General features: G+C 61.5%; 20 protein-coding genes. 2 read left to right on the top strand and 18 right to left on the bottom strand.

The genetic code is table 11. The features are described from left to right. Window positions 1-38: 38 nt before the first annotated feature. The 8 genes from glpD to RQ479_RS05270 form a co-directional block, all read right to left on the bottom strand. Window positions 39-1,565 carry a glycerol-3-phosphate dehydrogenase gene (gene glpD, locus RQ479_RS05305; RefSeq protein ID WP_352466442.1) on the bottom strand — a complete coding sequence of 509 codons (1,527 nt, stop codon included), beginning with the start codon at window positions 1,563-1,565 and terminating at the stop codon, window positions 39-41. A 125-nt stretch (window positions 1,566-1,690) separates the two neighbouring features. After that, on the bottom strand, window positions 1,691-2,458 hold the full coding sequence (locus RQ479_RS05300; protein ID WP_023674889.1) for a DeoR/GlpR family DNA-binding transcription regulator: 768 nt from the start codon (window positions 2,456-2,458) through the stop codon (window positions 1,691-1,693). A 128-nt stretch (window positions 2,459-2,586) separates the two neighbouring features. Further along, the gene (locus RQ479_RS05295) at window positions 2,587-3,999 is read right to left on the bottom strand and encodes a pyridoxal-dependent decarboxylase (RefSeq protein WP_352466441.1); all 1,413 of its coding nucleotides are present in this window, start codon (window positions 3,997-3,999) and stop codon (window positions 2,587-2,589) included. A 58-nt stretch (window positions 4,000-4,057) separates the two neighbouring features. Continuing rightward, a complete protein-coding gene (locus RQ479_RS05290) occupies window positions 4,058-4,789 on the bottom strand; it encodes a peptidase (RefSeq protein ID WP_376704345.1) in 732 nt (243 codons plus the stop codon). 31 nt (window positions 4,790-4,820) lie between these two features. Further along, window positions 4,821-5,615: a transglutaminase family protein gene (locus RQ479_RS05285; protein ID WP_352466439.1), complete on the bottom strand. Its 795-nt coding sequence runs from the start codon at window positions 5,613-5,615 to the stop codon at window positions 4,821-4,823. Window positions 5,616-5,676: 61 nt separating this feature from the next. Next, window positions 5,677-6,618: an alpha-E domain-containing protein gene (locus RQ479_RS05280; protein ID WP_376704344.1), complete on the bottom strand. Its 942-nt coding sequence runs from the start codon at window positions 6,616-6,618 to the stop codon at window positions 5,677-5,679. A 164-nt stretch (window positions 6,619-6,782) separates the two neighbouring features. Beyond that, window positions 6,783-8,195 carry a circularly permuted type 2 ATP-grasp protein gene (locus RQ479_RS05275; RefSeq protein WP_023674884.1) on the bottom strand — a complete coding sequence of 471 codons (1,413 nt, stop codon included), beginning with the start codon at window positions 8,193-8,195 and terminating at the stop codon, window positions 6,783-6,785. A 170-nt stretch (window positions 8,196-8,365) separates the two neighbouring features. After that, entirely contained in the window at window positions 8,366-8,602 is a 237-nt protein-coding gene (locus RQ479_RS05270; RefSeq protein ID WP_023674883.1) for an Lrp/AsnC ligand binding domain-containing protein, read from the bottom strand. A 243-nt stretch (window positions 8,603-8,845) separates the two neighbouring features. Here RQ479_RS05270 and RQ479_RS05265 point away from each other — a divergent pair, with 243 nt between their 5' ends. Beyond that, entirely contained in the window at window positions 8,846-9,265 is a 420-nt protein-coding gene (locus tag RQ479_RS05265; protein WP_352466436.1) for a DUF4864 domain-containing protein, read from the top strand. 28 nt (window positions 9,266-9,293) lie between these two features. Here RQ479_RS05265 and RQ479_RS05260 read toward each other — a convergent pair whose 3' ends face one another. The 9 genes from RQ479_RS05260 to coaD all read right to left on the bottom strand — a co-directional run bounded on the left by RQ479_RS05260 (window position 9,294) and on the right by coaD (window position 15,488). Further along, window positions 9,294-10,310 (bottom strand): hypothetical protein, encoded by a 1,017-nt coding sequence (locus RQ479_RS05260; protein WP_376704343.1) that lies wholly within the window; start codon window positions 10,308-10,310, stop codon window positions 9,294-9,296. Then, a complete protein-coding gene (locus RQ479_RS05255; protein ID WP_376704342.1) occupies window positions 10,246-10,674 on the bottom strand; it encodes a hypothetical protein in 429 nt (142 codons plus the stop codon). Before RQ479_RS05255 ends, RQ479_RS05260 begins: the two co-directional genes overlap by 65 nt. Before the next feature lie 215 nt (window positions 10,675-10,889). After that, entirely contained in the window at window positions 10,890-12,020 is a 1,131-nt protein-coding gene (gene tgt / locus RQ479_RS05250) for a tRNA guanosine(34) transglycosylase Tgt (protein ID WP_292653462.1), read from the bottom strand. Between the two features lie 8 nt (window positions 12,021-12,028). Next, a complete protein-coding gene (locus tag RQ479_RS05245) occupies window positions 12,029-12,298 on the bottom strand; it encodes a hypothetical protein (RefSeq protein ID WP_352466434.1) in 270 nt (89 codons plus the stop codon). Continuing rightward, window positions 12,288-13,373, bottom strand: coding sequence for a tRNA preQ1(34) S-adenosylmethionine ribosyltransferase-isomerase QueA (gene queA, locus RQ479_RS05240; RefSeq protein ID WP_352466433.1), 1,086 nt, complete (start codon window positions 13,371-13,373; stop codon window positions 12,288-12,290). Before queA ends, RQ479_RS05245 begins: the two co-directional genes overlap by 11 nt. A gap of 12 nt (window positions 13,374-13,385) precedes the next feature. Further along, window positions 13,386-13,784: a hypothetical protein gene (locus tag RQ479_RS05235; protein ID WP_352899008.1), complete on the bottom strand. Its 399-nt coding sequence runs from the start codon at window positions 13,782-13,784 to the stop codon at window positions 13,386-13,388. Beyond that, window positions 13,781-14,293: a peptidylprolyl isomerase gene (locus RQ479_RS05230; RefSeq protein WP_023717788.1), complete on the bottom strand. Its 513-nt coding sequence runs from the start codon at window positions 14,291-14,293 to the stop codon at window positions 13,781-13,783. Before RQ479_RS05230 ends, RQ479_RS05235 begins: the two co-directional genes overlap by 4 nt. A 28-nt stretch (window positions 14,294-14,321) precedes the next feature. Then, window positions 14,322-14,852, bottom strand: a complete 531-nt coding sequence (locus RQ479_RS05225) for a peptidylprolyl isomerase (RefSeq protein ID WP_376705872.1) — start codon at window positions 14,850-14,852, stop codon at window positions 14,322-14,324. 135 nt (window positions 14,853-14,987) lie between these two features. Further along, the gene (gene coaD, locus RQ479_RS05220; RefSeq protein WP_292653457.1) at window positions 14,988-15,488 is read right to left on the bottom strand and encodes a pantetheine-phosphate adenylyltransferase; all 501 of its coding nucleotides are present in this window, start codon (window positions 15,486-15,488) and stop codon (window positions 14,988-14,990) included. A gap of 196 nt (window positions 15,489-15,684) precedes the next feature. On the opposite strand from coaD, the gene RQ479_RS05215 reads away from it, so the two are divergent. Then, window positions 15,685-15,837: a hypothetical protein gene (locus RQ479_RS05215; RefSeq protein WP_376704341.1), complete on the top strand. Its 153-nt coding sequence runs from the start codon at window positions 15,685-15,687 to the stop codon at window positions 15,835-15,837. Window positions 15,838-15,893: 56 nt separating this feature from the next. Here the strand turns inward: RQ479_RS05215 and gyrA are convergent, their stop codons facing one another. Then, the gene (gene gyrA, locus RQ479_RS05210; RefSeq protein WP_376704340.1) at window positions 15,894-18,704 is read right to left on the bottom strand and encodes a DNA gyrase subunit A; all 2,811 of its coding nucleotides are present in this window, start codon (window positions 18,702-18,704) and stop codon (window positions 15,894-15,896) included. Window positions 18,705-18,734: the final 30 nt, after the last annotated feature.

Genomic DNA, 18,734 nt, shown 5'->3' with positions numbered 1-18,734 from the left:
ATGCCTCCTCCCAGGCTTTCTGCATCAGTCGGCGGCCCCTATTCGGCAGCCGCTACGTGCTGCCGGCTTATTCCGCGCATGAACTCGTCGAGCACTGCCGCCTGCTCACGGCTGAGACGCAGGCCGCGCTTGGTCCGGCGCCACAATACATCCTCGGCAGTCATCGCCCATTCGTTTTCGACGAGGTAACGTACCTCGGCTTCGTAGAGATCGGCGCCGAAGTTGCGGCCAAGATCGGCGTTCGATTTGGCGAGGCCCAGCAGCTTCCTTGCGCGAGTGCCGTAGAGCCGGGTCAACCGGCGGGCCAGCCGCGCGTCGAGGAACGGGTACGCCGTTTTCAGTTTCGCCACCTCGGCATCGAAGCCGGTGACGGGAAAGTCACCGCCGGGCAGCGGCGCGTTTGCCGTCCATGGTTTGCCGCGCTTGCCGAGAAAACCCTCGATCTTCTCGAGCATCGATTCCGACAATCGGCGGTAGGTCGTGATCTTGCCGCCAAAGGCGTTGACGATCGGGGCGGCACCCTCGCCTCCATCGGCCTTCAGCACATAGTCGCGGGTGGCTTCCTGCGCCTTTGAGGCGCCATCGTCGTAGAGCGGGCGCACCGCGGAATAGGTCCAGACGATATCCGACGGACTGACCGGCTGCGCGAAATATTCGCTTGCCGCAGCGCAGAGATAGTCGATCTCGGCATCACTGATCCTGACGTCGTGCGGATCGCCGGGGTAGTCCCGGTCGGTGGTGCCGATGAGCGTGAACTCGTCTTCGTAGGGGATGGCGAAAATTATGCGCCCGTCCTTGTTCTGAAAGAAATAGGCGCGTGGGTCGTCGAATTTCTTGCCAACGACGATGTGGCTGCCTTGCACGAGGCGGACATTGTGCACGTCGTTCAAGCCGACGGTGGCTGAAAGCACCTGATCGACCCACGGGCCGGCGGCATTGACCAGCAGCCGCGCCTTGACCTCCTCGGTATCGCCGGTCCGCACGTTTTCAAGCCTGACCGTCCAGAGATTGCCTTCGCGGCGTGCGCTGACGACCCTTGTACGGGTTCGAATGATAGCGCCGCGCTCAGTGGCGTCACGGGCGTTCAACACAACCAGCCGGGCATCGTTGACCCAACCGTCGGAATATTCGAACGCCTTTCGAAACAGCGGCTTCAGCGGCTTACCGGCCGGATCCTTGGCCATGTCCAGCGTTTTCGTCGGCGGCAGCAATTTGCGCCCGCCAATATGGTCGTAGAGGAAAAGCCCGAGCCGGATCAGCCAGGCCGGACGCAGCCCCTTGGCGTATGGCAGTACGAAGCGCATCGGCCAGATGATATGCGGCGCGTTCCTCCACAGGACTTCGCGTTCCATCAGCGCTTCGCGCACCAGGCGGAATTCGTAGAATTCGAGATAGCGCAAGCCGCCATGGATCAGTTTGGTCGAACCCGAAGAAGTTCCGCTGGCCAGATCGTTCATCTCGGCAAGAAAGACCGAAAAGCCACGCCCAACGGCATCGCGGGCAATGCCGCAGCCATTGATGCCGCCACCGATGACGAAAATGTCATGGATCGGTGATGCGCCCAAAGAAATCCTCCCTCGATTTCGCATTGCAGCATTTTTGAGTTTTGCGAAACCGTGGCGGGATTATTTCGAAATGATAACGAATGTCAAACGAAATATGGACGGCGGCAGATGCCGCAACGGCACCTCTAGGAGAGCGACGTTTCGATCAGCTGAACTTCTGCCTCCTGGCAGATCTTGCGCACCGACGGAATGTCGCAACGATCGGTGATAAAGGTGTTGACCTGCGACAGATGGCCAATGCGGACGGGCGCGGTGCGCTCGAATTTGGTCTGGTCCGACACCAGGATCACATGCCGGGCGTTGGCGATGATCGCCTGGGCCACTTTCACCTCGCGAAAATCGAAGTCGAGCAGTGCGCCGTCATGGTCGATGGCCGAGGCGCCGATCACCGCAAAATCGACTTTGAACTGCCTGATGAAATCGACCGCTGCCTCGCCGACCACACCGCCGTCGGAACCGCGCACGACACCGCCGGCGATCACCACCTCGATCGAAGGATATATGCGCATCCTGTTGGCAACATTGATGTTATTGGTGATGACCATCAGGCCGCTGTGATCGAGCAGCGACTTGCTGACCGCTTCCGTCGTTGTCCCGATATTGATGAACAGAGAGGCGTTGTCGGGGATCAGCCGGGCCGCTGCGCGGCCGATCGCCTCCTTCTCCTCGGCGGCGATCTTGCGCCGAGCCTCATATTCCATGTTCTCGATGCCGGACGGGAACAATGCCCCGCCATGAATGCGGGACAAAAGCCGCTGGTCGCAGAGATCGTTGAGATCCTTGCGGATCGTCTGCGGCGTCACGTTGAAATGCGTCGCCAACTCCTCGACCAGTACGCGGCCATGATCTTTGGCCATCTGGATGATTTCGGAATGACGCGGCGACAGATACATCTAGCAACCTCTCATTTTCGTTTTTCTCGTCTATAGCTGAAAACGAAAGCCATGAACAGGTATGAGCCGGCTAATGAAAATCGGGCGACTGCAGAGAGAAAAGCTCCGGCGCAATCTCGACGAGGCTATCAACTCAGGCCCCGCGCGATCTCAGTGATGACCTCGAAAGCAGTATCGACGTCCGCCGCAGTCGTTTCGAACTGCCCGACCTGGAAGCGGATCGCCACCTGCCCGTCCACCCGGGTCTGCGTCAGGTAAATGCGGCCGTCATCGTTGATCGCGTTGACCAGCCGCAAATTGTGCTCGTCAAGGTCGATTCCCGCAGCCGCGAGATGGCGGAATGAGAACAGCGACAGCATCGGTTCCGTGACGATCTCGAAATCCGGTTCCCGAGCCAGCCAGGCGGCGAGGCCCTCGCTCCAGGCGACATGGTTGCGGATCATGTTCCGCAGATTTTCCAAGCCATGCGCACGCAGCAGGAACCAAAGTTTCAGCGCGCGGAACCTTCGGCCGAGCGGCACCGACCATTCGGAGTAGTTGATGACCCCGTCGCGGCCATGCGTCTTGAGGAATTCGGGCTTGATCGCCAGCGTGCGCACGAGGTCTTCCGGCTGGCGGATGAATTGCATCGAGCAATCGAACTGTGCGCCCAGCCATTTGTGCGGGTTGAAGACGATGGAATCGGCATGTTCGACGCCGGCCCAGAAATGCCGGAACTCGGGGCAGATCATGGCGGAGCCGGCCCATGCGGCATCGACGTGCAGGTAGAGCCCGTGCCGCTTCGCCACCGCGGCAACAGCCGCGACATCGTCGGTGCCGCCGGTACTTGTGCCGCCGACGCTGGCAATAATGCCGGCCGGCAGCATGCCGTTTTCGCGGTCGGCGACGATCGCCGCTTCCAGAGCCGCCGTCTGCATGGCGCGAAAGCGTCCGGCGACCGGAATGCGCACGAGGTTCGCCTCGCCGACGCCCGACACCCAGATCGCCCGGTCGATGGAAGTATGGACTTGGTCGGAAGAATAGACCCGCACGATAGGCTGGCCTTGCAGGCCGTTCTTGTTTCCTTGCCAGTCGAGCGCGCACTCGCGCATGGTCAGCACGGCGGCAAGCGTCGCCGATGAAGCCGAATCCTGCATGACGCCGGAGAATCCCGCCGGCAGACCAAGCGCCTGCCGCATCCAGTCGACGACCCGCATCTCGAGCTCGGTCGCCGCCGGCGAGGTCTGCCAGAGCATGCATTGCGCAGCCATCGCGGAAACCAGATACTCGGCCACGACGGAGGCCGGTGCCGCGTTAGCCGGGAAATAGGCAAAGAAACGCGGATGCTGCCAGTGCGTCATGCCTGGCAGGATCTTTTGCTCGAAATCGGCGAAGATTGCCTGCATCGTTTCGCCGTCTTCCGGCGGCGCGGCATCGATGCTTTTGAAGATTTCGCCCGGCTCGACAAGCGGCCGCACCGGTCTTTCGCGAAGGCTGTTTCTGTAGTCGGCGCCCCATTCAGCCGCTCGCAGCGACCATTCGCGGAATTCGTTGCTATTCATCTTCGCCTCCGTAGCGCCTCATCGAGCCGCGATCAAAGAGCACGAAAAGCGAAGGTTTTCATTCGGGAAAATCAGGCAAGCTGGCAAAGGCGGTCTTCAGCGCGTTCGACCAGCTATCCGAGATCGTGCGATAATATTGGTCGTCCTGGGTTATTCGCTTTTTGAGGCCGACCTTGAAAGTGTCCTCTTCATAGAACAGCAGGTCGAGCGGCAGGCCGACCGACAGGTTCGACTTCAGCGTCGAGTCGAACGACACCAGCAGCAACTTCACCGTCTCGGCGAAACTCATCGTCCTTTCATAAGCCCGGATGATGATCGGCTTGCCGTATTTGGTCTCACCGATCTGGAAGAACGGCGTGTCGTCGGTCGATTCGATGAAATTGCCCTCCGGATAGATCATGAACAGGCGCGGGGCGCTGCCCTTGATCTGACCGCCGAGGATGAAGGAGGCGTTGAAGTAGGAATCCGCCTTTTCGCCCGCCGGCGACGAACTGGCGATGACCTCCTTGACGGTGTCTCCGACCAACCGGACTGTCTGGTACATGGAGGGCGTTTCGAGCAGCGTGGCACGGCGCTCCGCCACTGCCTTGGTGCGTTCGTCGAGCAGGCTGACTACGGCCTGCGTCGTCGCCAGATTGCCGGCCGACATCAAAACGATGACACGCTCGCCCGGCTCTTCCCAGACATGCATCTTCCTGAAGGTCGAGATCGAATCCATACCGGCATTGGTGCGCGTGTCCGACATGAACACGAGCCCGCGATTGATTTTCAGGCCGACGCAATAGGTCATCGAATCTCTTTGGCAACAATCTTGCCGGGGATTACTGCTCCACGGTGACGGTGACCGCAAGCTGTTCTTCCGCCTGTCCCAGCCGAATTCCCGATACCGGGGTTGCGTCGCGATAATCGCGGCCGGTCGCTACCTTTACATAGCGTTCGTCGGGAGAAATGCCGTTGGCGACATCGAAGGCGACCCAGCCGAGGCCCGAGACATGCGCCTCGGCCCACGCGTGGCTTGCTGCCTGCTCGATCGCTGTATCCATCATCAGATAGCCGCTGACGTAGCGCGCCGGGAAATCCATGGCGCGCGCCGCGGCAACGAAGATGTGGCTGTGGTCCTGGCAAACGCCGGTCTTGAGCGCCAGGGCCTCTTCGGCCGGCGTCGTCGCGTTGGTGGTGTCTGGCGTATAAGCGACACGCTCACCGATCACCGCCATCAACCGGTGCAGCCTTTCGATGTCGGTACCCTTGCCGACCGAGGCAGCAAGTTCGCGAATGCCGCTGCCGATCGTCGTCAGCGGCGTTTCATGGCCGAACAGCCAGAGCGGCGCGAAACCTTGGTGCGGCCCGCAGACGCCGGCGGTGTCGCGCGTCACCACTTCGCCGGCTGCTTCGACGGTGATGAAGTCGCGCTCGCCCTCGACGCTCAACAGCCGGGTATCATTGCCGAAATGGTCGGTGAAGCGCACTTCCTCGCGTGCGCCTTCGATCTTCAGCGCCCAGGACAGTACCGTCTGGGTGCGCCCGTTCACCGGGAGCAGCCGCAAACGCTGCAACAGATAATGCACCGGCGCATCGTAGCGGTATTCCGTCCGGTGGGTGATCTTCAGCCGCATCGCACTCGTCCCTGGAGCATGAGCTTTTCCGAAAACCGGTCTCCGCTTTTTGGGGTCATGCTCAATAGAACCTGTAATCCTGCGCGATCTCGTCGCCGAGCCTCGTGTTGTCGCGGATGAAATTGGCCAGGAATTCATGCAGGCCGGCGTCGAAAATATCCTTGATCGAGCCGGCCGTCAGCATGGCCTGGGTCTTGGCAGCCGTCGCATGACAGGCGTGGCGCTCCCCATAGTCGTCACCCAGGAATTTGAGATGCTCCGTCAGGAAGCGGTAGCAAAAGGTCAGCGAGCGCGGCATGCGGACGTTGAGGATCAGATAATCGGCGATGTTGCTCGGCTTGTAGTCGGCGTCATAAACCCAGCGATAGGAACGGTGCGCCGACACCGAGCGCAGGATCGATTCCCACTGGTAGTTGTCGAGCGTCGAGCCGACCCAGGAGATCGACGGCAGCAGCACGTAGTATTTCACATCCAGGATGCGCGCGGTGTTGTCGGCGCGTTCGACATAAGTGCCGAGCTGCGAAAAATCGAAAATCTCGTTGCGCAGCATCGTGCCGTAGAACGAGCCGCGGATCAGCGCCGTCTCGCGTTTGATCGCGTCGAGCGCGTTGGGCAGGTCGCGCTCGTCGATCGGCTTGGCCAGCATCCGCTTCAGCGACATCCAGGCTTCGTTGATGCTTTCCCAGGTTTCACGCGTCAGTGCGGTACGCACCATGCGGGCATTGTTACGGGCCGTTTCGATAGACGACATCGTGCTCGACGGGTTCGACGTATCGCGCAGCAGATAGTCGGCGACATTGGCGGCGGTGTAGTCGAAATATTTCTGCGTGAAGGCGGCGTCCGAACCGGCGCTGAGCAGCACCGAATTCCACTCCTCCGAAGCGTTCTGAGTACGAGTTAGCGCCATGCGCAAGCCGGCGTCCACCAGCCGCGCCATGTTTTCCGCCCGCTCGATATAGCGGTTCATCCAGTAGAGCCCGTTGGCGGTGCGGCCGAGAAGCATGTCAGGCGGTCCTGCGGTGAATAGTGAATGGAGAATAGCGAATGGTGACTGTCCAGATTCCAGGGCACGATGCCGCGTGCTTCACTTCAGGGTATTTCACCAACATCAACGACACATATCCTTATCTATTCACTATTCACTATTCACTATTCACTATTCACTCTCTAATCATCCAACACCCACGTATCCTTCGTGCCGCCGCCTTGCGAGGAATTTACGACCAGTGAGCCTTCCTTGAGCGCTACTCTGGTCAGCCCGCCGGGCACGATCTGTATACGGTCGGAAACCAGCACATAGGGGCGCAGATCGACATGGCGCGGCGCCAGTCCCTTGTCCGTCAGGATCGGACAGGTCGACAGCGCCAGCGTCGGCTGGGCAATGTAGTTCGACGGTTTTGCTGCGAGCTTTTTGGAAAACTCTTCGCATTCCTTCTTGGTCGCCGCCGGACCGACCAGCATGCCGTAACCGCCGGACCCGTGGACTTCCTTGATCACCAGTTCGTCGATGTGCTCCAGCACATATTTCAGGCTGTCCGGCTCCGAGCAGCGCCAGGTCGGGATGTTGCCAAGCATCGCCTTGCGGCCGGTGTAGAATTCGACGATTTCGGGCATGTACGAATAGATCGCCTTGTCGTCGGCGATGCCGGTTCCCGGCGCATTGGCGATGGTGATATTGCCGGCGCGGTAGACGTCCATAATGCCCGGCACGCCAAGTGCCGAGTCGGGGCGGAAGGTCAGCGGATCGAGGAACGAGTCGTCGACACGCCGGTAGAGCACATCGATCTGCTTGTAGCCCTCGGTAGTGCGCATCGCGACATGACCATCGACGACGCGCAGATCCTGTCCTTCAACAAGCTGCACGCCCATCTGGTCGGCAAGGAAGGCATGTTCGAAATAGGCTGAGTTGAAGCTGCCCGGCGTCAGCACGGCAATGGTCGGCGCGCCCTTGGTGCTTTGCGGCCGCACCGCCGCCAGCGACTGGCGCAAGAGCTGCGGATAATTCTCCACCGGCCGCACCTTGATCTGCTGGAACAACTCGGGAAAGAGCTGCATCATCGTCTCGCGGTTCTCCAGCATGTAGGAGACGCCGGACGGCGTGCGCGCATTGTCCTCCAGCACGTAGAACTCGTTCTCGCTGATGCGTACGATGTCGACGCCGATGATGTGGGTATAGACGCCGGCCGGCGGCCGCACCCCGATCATCTCGGGCAGGAACGCCTCGTTCTTGGCGATCAACTCCTTCGGCACCCGGCCGGCGCGCAAGATCTCCTGGCGATGGTAGATGTCGTCGAGAAAGGCGTTCAGTGCCTGGACGCGCTGCTCGATGCCTTGCGTCAGCCGTCGCCATTCATTGCCCGAAATGATGCGCGGAACGATGTCGAAGGGTATCAGACGCTCCGACGCTTCCTGCTCGCCGTACACGGCGAAAGTGATGCCGGTCTTGCGAAAGACGCGTTCGGCGTCTTGCATCTTCTCGGTAAGCCTGGCCGGGTCCTGTTCCTTCAGCCAGCGATCGTAAGCCGAATACGGTTTTCTCAGCCCGGAAACTTCCGGAAGCATTTCGTCGAACGCTGCCAATCGCATACTCCCCTGTGACGCCATTTCACTGGCCTCTCTGGAGAAAATCAAGCGCAATCGGTGATTTGACGGGCGCCGGCGATCAGTATATCGCGGTTGCCTAAAATTAAGGCAGCACCAATAGGGCCTTGATCAGGCTTTGCCTCGTGTCCGGGCAATGCCGGACGAGATCAAAAGGCGCGAAAGGTGACGACCGTGAAAGTGTCCTTGATGCCGGGAAGAATCTGCACTTTCTCGTTGACGAAGTGGCCGATGTCTTCCTCGTCGTCGACATAAAATTTGGCGAGCAGGTCGTAGTTTCCGGCTGTCGAGTAGATTTCCGAAGCGATCTCGGCATCGGCCAAAGCGCTGGCAACGTCATAGGCCTTGCCCAGATCGCACTTTATCTGCACGAAAAATGCCTTCATTGCCTGGTCCTGCCCAAGATCGCACGCTCTAGGTATAATCGAGCGGCCCTTGTGGCAGACTGCCGTTCGCCTTTCAAGCATCGGGCATCGCTCAGGCTGTTCTCGCCTCGACAATGCGTTCTCGGTCTGGACACGGACTGCGGCGCCGAATGTTTGCGCTCGGCTGAAACCCTGAAGCACGGCAAAGCGTATGGTATCATGTAACTTCGGACAGCGATTTCTCAGGGACAACGGAGACAGGCCATGCGCCGCGCGTTTTTCGCATTCGCAGTCGTTCCATTCATTTTCGCCTCCCCGGCCTTTGCCGGCGACGCCGAAGTCACGGCGGCGCAGACGGTCATCGATGGTCAATTGAAGGCCTTCATCGCCAATGATGGAGCGACGGCCTACAGCTTTGCCGCACCGAATGTGAAACGCATCTTTCCGACCGTCGATACCTTCATGAACATGGTGACCAACGGCTATCCGCCGGTGCGCCAACCGCAGACCTACTCCTTCGGCAAGGTTCGCGAGACGAGCCCGACCTCGATCGTCCAGCAGGTGCTGATCGTCGGCCCGGATGGCAAGGACTACGAGGCGGTCTACACGCTCGAATTACAGCCTGACGGCAGCTTTCGGATCACCGGCTGCAGCTTGCGCGCGTCCACGTCGCTCAGCACCTGAGGGGCGCTTGAGGAGGGGCAAAGCTGTCTCACTCCTGTCGCCGGTAGAGCGTCCAGCTCAGGCCTGAAAACCCCCAGTGTCTCGACGCGTCGGCCCGTTCATAGGCCAGAGCGCATGCGGCCGCCGGTTCGACATGTTCGGCTTGTTTGTCCACGTCCCCCTCGAGGATCAGCCAGGCGGGCCGTTCGGTGCACAACCTGTCGTCTGGAACCAGCAATGCCCGACGATCCATTCGCGCCGCAAAATAGTCGACGACCATGGCGGTGCGGAAATCACTGTTGCTGGCATAGGTGGCAGCGCCACTTCTGGTCATCTCGTCGACCATAGCAGCGTACGAGCCGCGTCCGTACTGATAGAACTGGAGCAGCGACGAAATGCTTCCACTCACCACGATCGCCAGCGCCCCCATCGCAAGTAGCCTGGCAGTCCCGCGCGCATCCAGGCCGCGGCCAATCATCTCGCCGGCCCAGAGCAGCAGCAATGTTCCGCTGATGATGAAATAGCGCGGGAACTCGAGGTTGGGCAGATGTGCCGCCGCCATGAGCAAAGGCAGTCCGATAATCCCGATGGCATAAAGGCTGGCCCGGCGACCGCGCCAGACACCGGCGGAGAGGCCGACAAGACCACAGGCGGCAACGATATAGGGCCCGTCGCCGAACCAGGGTGGCAGCCCGAACAGAGAGCGGATCATCCCGCCATAGCCCTGCGCGAAGGCGGCAATCGAGAACGGCGAAACACCACCGACACTGAAGCCGAACAGCCTGCCGCCGACAAACACGCAGACAGCCAGCGGCAGCACGGCAAGCAGGGCCGGCAGGAAGATCGACGCCAGGTCCGCAACGACACGGCCGGCCCGCGCCGTACGCTGCCAGGCGAGCCACGCGGTCCAGGTTGCGAGGACTGCCACCATTCCGATCATGGTGAGGTGGCATAGGAACCCGAAAAGGATCGCCGCTGCCAAGGCCATTCCAGACCACCGTTTATTGTCGAGCCGGCGCTCTAGAAAAACCACCGAAAGCAGCGTGAACAGCACAAGGGCCGGCATAGCCGCGCGCCTCCGAGCCGTAATGGACCATTGGATAGCTCACGGCAAACAACAGGCTTGTGGCAATCATCGCCTGTCGTCCGCGCGATGCGGCGCTCGCTGCCGCCGCACCGATCGTGGCAACACCTAATGCTATCGACAGGCCTCGCTGGATCAGCGGCGAAGCGTCGGGGCCGATGAGATAGAGATAGACCGAGTTGAGGAAATGATTGTTGTCGTGATTGACGCGCCAGAATATCTGATCGATCGAGGTCAGCGGCTCGATCAGTGCAAAGCTCCAGATCTCGTCCAGCCAAAGGTCGCCGCGCGCGCCAAGCAAGCGCAAGACCAGACCGGTCACGGCGATCACCAGAGCGGCAAGCAACGACCCCGCCGTCCATTGCTGGACCGCCACGGAAGACGAAGGCGAAGCGATGCCATTCGTCCGCACCGTCGTGCCAGGAACTGAAACTTGCCCCGAGACGAACAGGTTCTTGATCCTCGCCCAACGTTGTCCGGCAATGCTTATTAGGCAGACGTTTCAAAACAGTTCATGGCAGGTGCAGCTCCTCGTTGGAGCCGGATTCCTGGCGAGCATGCCTACCGGACGGCGAGGTCACCGTTTGCCCATTGCTGCGTGATGATCTCGGCTTGTTCGGCGAACCTGCCAGCCTCGATCGCTTCACGAATGTCGCGCATCAACTGCTGGTAATAGGACAGATTGTTCCAGGTCAGGAGCATCGCCCCAAGCGCCTCTTGCGAGCGCACCAGATGGTGCAAATAGGCCCGCGAATAGTCGCGTGCGGCCGGGCAGTCGCTTTCCTCATCGAGCGGACGCGGATCGTCGGCATGGCGGGCGTTGCGTAGATTGACCTTGCCGCGCCGTGTGTAGGCAAGGCCATGGCGCCCTGCCCGCGTCGGCATCACGCAGTCGAACATGTCGATGCCGCGCGCCACCGACTTCAAGATATCGTCCGGCGTGCCGACACCCATCAGGTAGCGCGGCCGGTCAGCCGGCAGCTCCGGGCAAGTGATGTCGAGCATCTCCAGCATCACCGCTTGCGGCTCGCCGACAGCCAGCCCGCCGATCGCATAGCCCTTCAGCTCCATTGCCTTCAGCGCCTGCGCCGAGCGCAGCCGCAGATCCGGCACGTCGCCGCCTTGCACAATGCCGAACATCGCCTTGCCGGGCTGCTCGCCGAATGCCGCCTTGCAGCGCTCGGCCCAGCGCAGCGACAGTTCCATGGCGCGCTCGATCTCTTTTTCCTTGGCCGGCAGCGCCGTGCACTCGTCGAGCTGCATCTGGATGTCTGAATCGAGCAGCCCCTGGATCTCGATGGAACGCTCCGGCGACATCTCGTAAGCGCCGCCGTCGATATGCGAACGGAAGGTCACGCCATTCTCGGTCAGTTTCCGCAGCTTCGACAGCGACATCACTTGGAAGCCGCCGCTGTCGGTGAGGATCGGATACGGCCAGCAGGCGAATTCATGCAAGCCGCCGAGCCGAGCCACGCGCTCGGCGCCGGGTCTCAGCATCAGGTGATAGGTATTGCCAAGGATGATGTCCGAGCCGACGCCGCGCACCTGATCCATATACATGGCCTTCACCGTGCCGCCGGTGCCGACCGGCATGAAGGCAGGCGTGCGGATTTCGCCGCGCGGCATGGTGATTACACCACGCCGCGCCCTGCCGTCGGTCGCCAGCACCGTGAAGGTGAATGCGTTAGTCATTGAATTCCCTAGCCATCGAACTCCTTGTCGAATACCGGCGCGTCCGGAGCCTGCTTATCGAGCGACTGGCGGTAGCGGATGCAGCCGCGCATGAATTTCGGCCACGGCGGCACGGCAATCGCCGGCTCGGTCTCTTCGGGCAAAAGCGACCACAGGTCGGGATGATGCCAGCACAGATCGTGGCCGGTGGCGTCGCGGTGTTGGCGGATGCCGGCGCGCAGTTTCCTGACCTCGGCGATCAAGGCTTCGCGGTCGAAGGTTTCAAGGTCATCGTCCATCGGTATCCTTCCTGAACAGAAGACTTGCGTCTCCATAGGAATAAAACCTGTAGCGGTTCTCGATCGCATGCGCATAGGCCGCGCGCATCGTCTGCAAACCGCAGAAGGCCGAAACCAGCATGAACAGCGTCGAACGCGGCAGATGGAAATTGGTCATCAGCATGTCTGCGGTCTTGAAGCGATAGCCGGGCGTGATGAAGATGTCGGTCGGGCCTGACCATGCTGCCAGCCTGCCGTCCTCGCCAGCCGCGCTCTCCAACAAGCGCAGCGATGTCGTGCCGACAGCGATAATGCGCCCTCCTTTTGCTTTCGCCGCATTCAGCGCCTCGGCGGTTTCCGGGCTGACCGAACCGGTTTCGGCGTGCATCTTGTGGTCGGCGGTGTCGTCCGCCTTCACCGGCAAAAACGTGCCGGCGCCGACATGCAGCGTGACGAAACGGCGCTCTATGCCCTTGGCGTCGAGCGTCGCAAACAGCTCCGGCGTGAAATGCAGCCCTGCCGTCGGCGCGGCGACGGCACCCTCCTCCCTAGCATAAATGGTCTGATAATCACTGCGGTCGCGTTCGTCGTCGTCGCGCCTGGAGGCGATGTAGGGCGGCAGCGGGATGTGGCCGACGGCATGCAGCGCCTCGTCGAGGAACGGACCTGACAGGTCGAAGCCGAGCAGCACCTCGCCGCCTTCCCCCTTCTCGATCACGGTCGCATCGAGTTGGCCGAGAAAGCAGGAATTGGCGTCATGACCGAAATGGATGCGATCGCCGGCGGCGACGCGCTTGCCCGGACGCATGAAGGCGAGCCAGCGGTCGGGCGCCGTCCGCATATGCAGCGTGGCTTCGACCTGCGCCGCCGCCTCGCCGCGCCGCCTGATGCCCTTCAGCTGCGCCGGAATGACCTTGGTGTCGTTGAAGACCAGCACATCACCGGCCTTGAGCAGGGACGGCAGGTCGCGCACCGTCCGGTCCTCGAGCCCCTCACCCGGCCTGACCACCAGCATTCTGGCGCTGTCGCGCGGTTCGGCTGGGCGAAGCGCGATGCGCTCTTCCGGCAGATCGAAGTCGAAAAGATCGACGCGCAAGAAATCCCCGCCTCAAGGTTCCGGGCAGGTCACCGCCCAGGCGCCGACACCGTCTATGCTCAGCGTGCCGCCCATCGCGAAACTGGACTGCTCGCTGGCTTTGACCAGCCGCAATTTGGCGACGATCGAGCTGAGGCCCTCATCAGTGAGATCGATCAGCATACGCTCGTCGTCTTCGAATGCCTGTCCGACGATGACTTTCGTTGAACCCGGCTGGCCGTCCGTCGTCCATGTCTTACCGCCGGCATCCAGCCACACGCGCGCCACCGCAATGACGGCTGTGTGTCCCATCAAAACGTCGATCGATGCCGCGCCGCCGTCGGCGCTGCAAACGATCGATTCCGTCGCCAGCGCCGGAGTGGCCGCCGCGACGAGCACAAATGCGATGGCCGCGACAGCCCGGCCGGTCATTTCACGTCGGCCGCGACCTTGAGCGACACGATCTTGTCGGGATCCTGCACCGGTTCGCCGCGCTTGATCTTGTCGACATTGTCCATGCCTTCGATGACCTGGCCCCATACCGTGTACTGGCGGTTGAGGAAGGCGGCATCGTCGAAGCAGATGAAGAACTGCGAATTGGCCGAGTTCGGGTTCTGCGAGCGCGCCATCGAGCAGGTGCCGCGGCCGTGGTTGGCGTTGGAGAACTCGGCCTTCAAGTCGGGCTTGTCGGAACCGCCCGTACCGGCGCGGGTCGGTGCGAAAGACGGCTTATTGGAATTGCCGAATTTCACGTCGCCGGTCTGCGCCATGAAGCCGTCGATGACGCGGTGGAAGACCACACCGTCATAGGCGCCTTCGCGCGCCAGCTCCTTGATGCGGCCGACATGGCCGGGCGCCAGGTCTGGAAACAATTCGATGACGACCTTGCCCTTGGTCGTGTCCATGATGAGCGCGTTCTCGCGGTCCTTGATCTCGGCCATGTCAGAAATATCCTTTTGAAACTTGGGTTTATTTGCCGTCGGCGGCGATGCGCACCTTGATCATGCGATCGGGGTCGGTCACCGTCCCGTTCTGCGCCTCTTCGCCTTTCTTGATGTGGTCCACCAGCTCCATGCCGCTGACGACATTGCCAACGATGGTGTACTGGCCATCGAGCGGCGGTGCCGGCGCGAACATGATGAAGAATTGCGAATTGGCGGAATTCGGATCGTCGGAGCGGGCCATGCCGACCACGCCGCGCTGGTAGTGCTCGGTGCTGGAGAATTCGGCCGGCAGGTCAGGAAGATCGGAGCCGCCGGTGCCGACCGCGTCGGCATTGAAGCCGCTCTTCATGTTGCCGAACTTGACGTCGCCGGTCTGTGCCATGAAGCCGTCGATGACGCGGTGGAAGGCGACGTTGTCGTAGGCGCCCTGGCGCACCAGCTTTTTGATCTGCGCGACGTGCTTCGGCGCAAGGTCGGGCCTCAGCGCGATGGTCACGTCGCCGTCCTTCAGCGTTACGATCATGGTGTTTTCCGGATCGGCGGCAAAGGCCGACATGGATGCGGTCACAAGACCGGCAAGCACGGCAAGCAAGAAGGCAAGCTTTTTCAGCTGCATGGGATCTTTCTCCGAATATCATCCTTCATGCATGTCGCTACCCAAAGCCGGGTTCCACTTTTGGGCGACATGCATTTATTTCGCGAATTTGGCGGTGAGCGCGCCGGCCACGGCCGCCGGCACGAAGGGGCGGATGTCGCCTCCCATCGAAGCTATCTGGCGCACAAGTGTGGCGGTAATGGTGCGCACCGAGGGGCTGGCGGGCAGGAAAACCGTCTGCAGCTCCGGTGCCATGGTCTCGTTCATGCCGGCCATCTGCATCTCATAGTCGAGATCGGTGCCGTCGCGCAGGCCGCGGATCATGATCGAGGCGCCATGCTTCCTGGCTGCGTCGATGACCAGCCCGTCGAAGTCGACTACTTTGATACGCGCACCGTCGCTGCCGAATTCCGCCTTCGCGGCCGTTTCGATAAGATCGACCCGTTCCTCGAAGGAAAACAGCGGCTTCTTGCCGGGATGGATGCCGATCGCCGCATAGATGGTATCCGCCACGGCCAGCGACGCCTTCAGCACGTCGAGATGGCCGTTGGTCAGCGGGTCGAAAGAGCCGGCATAAAGGGCGATGCGTTCGGTCATGGCAGGTGCTTCTAGCGAGCCTCTCCCCTAAAGGCAAATCCGATCGGCAGGCCCGCCCCATGAACCTTTTGGCGACGTGAACGACAGATGAATGTGCCGCTCACAACGGCTTCACGCAGTGTTCACTAAGTTTGCAGCTGCAGAAGATGAAACCAAACACCCATCTAATCGTTGTTAGGCGCAGGAGAACACGCACATGCTGATCTACATGCTTGCCACCGCAATGACCGTCGCCATGCTGATCGCTACCGTATTCGGGTTGCATCAGGAAGCACAGCGCGTTCGCGCCAAGGCCAACACCAAGCGGTTCGAAGGTTTCGGCAGCCGCAAGCCTTATCGCCGCTTCTAGATTGCCGGGGTTTCTTGACAACGCCGGCCAATAGGGCTGGCGCCGTCGTGGCAAAGTCACTCTACGGTAGTGTCAGGCCCCCCACCTTCGGCATCGGTAGCTGCGCCACCTTCAACCTCGACACTCTCTTCGATCTCCTCGTCCGCTTGCGGCTCTGAAATCCGCTCCACCGAAACGACCTTCTCGCCCTCTGCGGTATTGAAGATGGTAACGCCCTTGGTGGCGCGGCTGGCGAAACGAATGCCGTTGACCGGGACGCGGATAACGGTGCCGCCATCCGAAACCAGCATGATCTGATCGTCATTGCCGACCGGGAAGGTCGCCACCAGGCGGCCGATTTCGGCCGTTTTCGACACGTCGGTGGAGCGAATACCTTTGCCGCCACGGCCGGTCAGACGGAAATCATAGGACGAGGAACGCTTGCCGTAGCCATATTCCGTCACCGTCAGCACGAACTGCTCATGTGCCTTGAGGAATTCGTAGCGCTCGTCGGAAAGCTCCGCCTCTTCGCCGACCTCCTCATTGGTGAGCTGGATTTCCTCCTCCTCGCCGGCCGCGATGTCGGCGGCAAGCCGGCGTTCGGCCACCACCCGCTTGAGGTAGGCGGCACGCTCCGCCGGCGGTGCATCGACATGCTCGATCACCGCCATCGAGATCACCCTGTCGCCATCGGCCATCGCAATGCCGCGCACGCCGACCGAATTGCGGCTCTGGAAGACGCGCACGTCGCTGACCGGAAAGCGGATGCACTGGCCGGAACTTGCCGTCAAAAGCACGTCCTCATTGTCGGTGCAGGTCTCGACGCCGAGGATCTCGTCGCCTTCCTCGTCCAGCTTCATGGCAATCTTGCCGTTGCGGTTGACCTGGACGAAGTCCGAAAGCTTGTTGCGGCGCACGGTGCCGCGCGTGGTGGCAAACATCACGTCGAGCTCGCCCCAGCTCGTCTCATCCTCCGGCAGCGGCATGATGGTGGTGATGCGCTCGCCCTGTTCGAGCGGCAGCATATTGATCAGCGCCTTGCCGCGCGATTGCGGGTTGCCGATCGGCAGGCGCCAGACCTTTTCCTTGTAGACGATGCCGCGCGAGGAGAAGAACAGCACCGGCGTGTGCGTGTTCGCGACGAACAGCCGGGTGACGAAATCCTCTTCCTTGGTCGACATGCCGGAGCGGCCCTTGCCGCCGCGGCGCTGCGCCCGGTAGAGTGACAGCGGCACGCGCTTGATATAGCCGGAATGGCTCACCGTGACGACCATGTCCTCGCGCTGGATCAGATCCTCGTCTTCCATGTCCGCCCCGCCCTCGGCGAGCTCGGTGCGGCGCGGCGTGCCGAATTCGTCACGCACGGCGATGAGCTCGTCCTTGACGATCTGCTGGATGCGGGCGCGGGACGACAGGATATCGAGATAATCCTTGATCTCGTCGCCGATCGTGTTCAGTTCGTCGGCGATCTCGTCGCGGCCGAGCGCGGTCAGGCGCTGCAGGCGCAGTTCGAGGATGGCGCGCGCCTGTTCCTCGGAGAGATTGTAGGTGCCGTCCTCGTTGATGCGATGGCGCGGGTCGTCGATCAAAAGAATCAACGATTCCACGTCGCCCGAAGGCCAGCGCCGCTCCATCAACTGCTCGCGTGCCGTCTGCGGGTCCGGAGCGCTGCGGATCAGCTTGATGACTTCATCGATGTTGGCAACGGCGATGGCAAGGCCGACCAGCACATGGGCGCGGTCGCGCGCCTTGCGCAGCAGGAATTTCGTGCGCCGGCTGATCACCTCTTCACGGAAGGCGACGAACGCCTTCAGCATGTCGGTCAGCGTCAGCAATTCCGGCTTGCCGCCGTTCAGCGCCACCATGTTGGCGCCGAAGGACGTCTGCAGCGGGGTGAAGCGGTAGAGCTGGTTGAGGATGACATCGGCGACCGCGTCGCGCTTCAGTTCGATGACGACGCGGTAGCCCTGGCGGTCGCTCTCGTCGCGAATGTCGGAAATGCCTTCGATGCGCTTGTCGCGCACCAGCTCGGCCATCTTCTCGATCATCGACGCCTTGTTCACCTGATAGGGAACTTCGGTGATGACGATCGATTCACGGTCGTTGCCGCGCGCCTCGACGTTGACGCGGCCGCGCATGACGATGGAGCCGCGGCCGGTCGAATAGGCGCTGTAGATGCCGGAGCGGCCGAGCACGATGCCGCCGGTCGGGAAATCCGGCCCCGGAATGATCTCCATCAGTGCCGGCAGATCAATCGCCGGATTGTCGATGAGGGCAATGGCGCCGTTGCAGACCTCGCCCAGATTGTGCGGCGGAATGTTGGTGGCCATGCCGACGGCGATACCGCCGGAGCCGTTGACCAACAGGTTCGGAAAGCGCGCCGGCAGGACTTTCGGTTCGCTGCCCGACGCATCGTAAGTGTCCTGGAAATCGACGGTGTCCTTGTCGATGTCTTCCAGCAACTCATGCGCGACCTTGGTCAGCCGCGATTCCGTGTAGCGCATCGCCGCCGGCGGATCGCCGTCGATCGAGCCGAAATTGCCCTGCCCGTCGATCAGCGGCACGCGCAGCGACCAGTCCTGCGCCATTCGCACCAAAGCGTCGTAGATCGAGGCGTCGCCATGCGGATGGTATTTACCCATCACGTCGGCGACCGGGCGTGCCGATTTCACATATTTGCGGTTCCAGTGATAGCCGCTCTCATGGGCGGCGTAGAGGATGCGGCGATGCACCGGCTTGAGGCCATCGCGCACGTCCGGCAGCGCGCGGCTGACGATCACGCTCATGGCGTAATCGAGATAGGAGCGCTGCATCTCCTCGATGATGGATATCGGCTCGATGCCGGTGGGGCCGCCGTCGGCGCCGCGCGGTGTCTTTTGGTCGGTCAAATCGGATCACAATCTAATCAGGAATCACTT

It is taken from the genome of Mesorhizobium sp. ISC25 (assembly GCF_042295465.1).
Taxonomy (GTDB): Bacteria; Pseudomonadota; Alphaproteobacteria; order Rhizobiales; family Rhizobiaceae; genus Mesorhizobium.
The sequence above is the reverse complement of the archived record's forward strand: the minus strand, read 5'-3'. Positions and strand labels throughout refer to the sequence as shown.